Source organism: Stenotrophomonas maltophilia, assembly GCF_003970865.1.
Lineage (GTDB): Bacteria > Pseudomonadota > Gammaproteobacteria > Xanthomonadales > Xanthomonadaceae > Stenotrophomonas > Stenotrophomonas maltophilia_AR.
In genome coordinates this window covers 1-2885 of sequence record NZ_RXLZ01000129.1, presented here as the reverse complement: position 1 = coordinate 2885, position 2885 = coordinate 1, and the positions used below count along the sequence as shown (strand labels likewise).

The 2885-nt window shown below is 62.7% G+C and carries 1 protein-coding gene; it reads right to left on the bottom strand.

Annotated elements, in window-relative coordinates; genetic code table 11:
* Positions 1-2885: condensation domain-containing protein (locus EKL94_RS22005; protein ID WP_148105819.1), on the bottom strand; the 2885-nt coding region annotated here is incomplete at both ends.

Genomic DNA, 2885 nt, shown 5'->3' with positions numbered 1-2885 from the left:
GCAGTACCTGTGCAACCTGATTGGCGCGGCGGTCCAGCTGCTGGTAGCTCAGCGTGGCTCCGTGGAAATCTGCTGCCACTGCCTCGGGCTGGGCTCGCACCTGCTCCTGGAAAACATGGTGGATCAGTCCATCGCGCGGATACGCGCGAGTGGTGGCCAGCAATGCCTGCTGCCGTTGAATCGAGTCAAGGGAGGCTACAAGCCGCAATTCCTGCAACGGGCGTGGAACCGTATCGCTCAACGCCTCGCACAACCGCGCTGTCGCCTGTAAAAGGCGTGATGCGAGCTCTTCGGCGTTGATGCCTTCTGCACATTGCATGGAAATGCTGAACGCTTCTCCCACGCTATCCACTGACACAACGATCGGATAGTTCGCCCGCTCCTCGCTGAGCACAACGTGTGCACCATGTGCCGCCAATCCCTCACTATCACCCTGGCCATGGCGATAGTTGAGTACCGACGTGAACAGAGGGAGGCGGGGGTCGATCGCGCTGCAACGCTGCGCCACGACGAGCGGTGCCTGCTCATGCTCCAGCAGCTCAATCAGCGTCGCGTGCGTGTCCAATGCAGCCTGCCGCGCTGTCGTGTTGCCAACATCGATTCGCACAGGCAGGGTGTTGACGAACACACCCATAACGTTGCTGGAGGCGCCGGTCATCTGCAGCCGGCCGGACAACACCGTGCCGAACACCACCGTGTTCTGATCACACAGCGCGGCCAGTACCTGGGCCCACGCCAAGTGAAAAACTGCTGCGGGAGTAATACCAAGTGCACGAGCGCGGTGGTGCAGCGTGGTGCTTAGAACGTCGGGCACCGTGACGCTGATCTCCGTGACCTCTGCTCCTGTTCCCTGCACGTCAAGCACCCCATAGGGCGCTGTCGACTCGTGGATGTCACTAAGCTGGGCGCGGAAGTGGGCTTCGTGATCCCCAGCACTTGCATCGCGGATGACGGAAATGAAATTCCGATACTGCAATGGCTCGGATAGCGCGGCGGCATCGCCGCGCAGAACAATCTGCACCTCCTCCAGCAGCAACTGGAGCGTGACGTGATCGCAGACGATGTGGTGCAGGAGCAGCACCAGCCATTGAGCTTCACCCTGCATGTCCGAGGCAATGTGCGCATGCAGCAGCGGCGCACGACGGAGGTCGATGCGCATGCAACGCGGATCCACGCGCTGCATGAGCTGTTCCAAGGGCGCCCGACGCGGATCCAGTGCGATCTCGTGCACTGGCAGCGTTACGCTGCGATGAACGACCTGGACCGGTGCGCGAAGGCTCTCCCAGTGGATCGACGTACGCAGGATGTCATGGCGGGCCATTACCTGCTCGAGCGCCACCAGGAATGCCTGCAGGCACTGCAGGTCGTCGAACCTCAGCACCGAACGAAGCAGGTAGGCATCGCCCTCTCCGCCAAGGAGATGATGAAAGAGTACCCCCTCCTGCAGCGGACCCAGCGGGTATATATCCTGGATACCTACGGCACCCTCGCGGACAGCCGCCACCAGCGTATCGATTTCCGTCTGTTCCAGCGATGCCAGTGGCAACAGGTCGGGCGTGATCCGGCCGCTGCCATCAATCTTGCTGGGCGGCACCTCGAACGAGGCCTGCGGCGTTTGCTGCCGCACTGATTCTGCCAACGCAACGAGCGAGAGCGCGTTGAACACCGTTCTGACATCAGCCTGCAGGCCGCGGTGACGCAGTTGCTCGATGACTGTGATCGCCAGCAACGAGTGCCCGCCCAGTTCGAAGAAGTTGTCGTGGCGTCCCACCTGCTCCAGTCCCAGCACCTCCTGCCATACCGCAGCGATGGCCAGTTCTGTCTCCCCCACCGGCGCCTCGTAGCCGCGAGCAGCCACGGCGCTGGCGTCGGGCGCCGGCAATGCAGCCCGGTCGAGCTTGCCGTTGCTGGTCAGGGGCCAGTGGTGGACGCGCACAAACGCGGCAGGAACCATGTAGTCGGCCAGGTGCAACAGCAGGTGGTCGCGGAGCTCTGCGGCACTGGGGTCCGACTCCGGCTCTGTGATCACATAGCCAACCAGGCGTTTGTCGCCGGGGCTGTCCTCACGTGCAAGCACTACCGCTTCGCGCACCCCATCACACGCCTGCAGGCGGGCCTCGATTTCGGCCAGTTCGATCCGGAAGCCACGAATCTTCACCTGAAAGTCGTTGCGGCCCACGTACTGCAGTTCGCCACCGGGCAACCAGCGGCCCAGGTCACCGGTGCGATACAGTCGCGCCGACGGGTCGGAGCTGTAGGGGTCGGGCAGGAAGCGCTCGGCAGTCAGCTCGGGGCGATTGAGATAGCCGCGCGCAATGCCGTCACCTCCCACATAGAGCTCGCCGGTCACCCCGATCGGGACCGGTTGCTGGTGGGGGTCCAGCACCAGGATCCTCAGATCCGACAAGGGCCTGCCGATCAGACTGCCCTGCCCGCCCTGAACGTCACGTCGCTCGATGCGACGGAACGTAGCATGCACGGTGATCTCCGTGATGCCATACATGTTGATCAGCTGGGTCTGATCGGGATCATTGCGTGCGATCCACGGTGCCAGCATGGGCAGGTCGAGCGCTTCGCCGCCGAAGATGACGTAACGCAGGCGATGCGTCGCGGTACTGTCAGCCTCCGCTGCGATCAGCTGCCGGAATGCGCTGGGTGTCTGGTTGAGCACGGTGACACCTTGCTCGATCAGCAATGCATGGAAATCCCGTGGACTGCGGCTGACAGCTGCGGGAACAACGACCAACCGACCGCCGTACAGCAGTGCACCCCATATCTCCCATACCGAGAAATCGAATGCGAAGGAGTGGAACAGCGTCCACACATCCTCGGGACCAAACTGGAACTGCGCATCAGTCGCCGCAAACAACCGTGCGACTTGACCA